1 protein-coding gene is annotated in these 397 nt (G+C 67.5%); it reads right to left on the bottom strand.

Annotated features, from left to right (window positions below):
• Nucleotides 1-397, bottom strand: a 397-nt coding sequence (locus RT91_RS22125) for a hypothetical protein (RefSeq protein WP_035189819.1), incomplete at both ends; no start/stop codon positions are given.

The following is a 397-nucleotide window of genomic DNA, read 5'->3' as shown; positions in this document are numbered from 1 at the left end:
GGCGACGAGGCTGGCGGCGGCATCGAGGGTCGGTGCGGAGATGGAACCGGTGCCCGAGCTGGTGATGGATCCGCTTGTTGCGGAGAGGGCGAGGAGCGAGGCGAGGCTGACCTGCCCGGCGATGTCGAAGCCACCGGCGCTGGTGTCGGTGAGGCTTGCGCTGGTGGCGTTGAAGGGACCGGCGATGGTGAGGGGCGCGTTGTCGTCGAGGGTGAAGCTGCCGACGTTGATGCTGCCGAGAGTGGTGATGGAGTTGCTGCCGGTGAGGGCGACGAGGCTTGCGGCGGCATCGAGTGTTGTGGCGTTGACGTAGCCGGAGCCCGCATTGGCGATGGTGCCCGAGCCGGCGTCGAGGCTGAGGATCGTTGCGTCGAGACTGGCGTTGATGCCGATGTTC

Source organism: Acidiphilium sp. JA12-A1 (assembly GCF_000724705.2).
GTDB lineage: Bacteria > Pseudomonadota > Alphaproteobacteria > Acetobacterales > Acetobacteraceae > Acidiphilium > Acidiphilium multivorum.
Note: the sequence above shows the minus strand (reverse complement) of the source record. Positions and strands in the feature narration are given on the sequence as shown.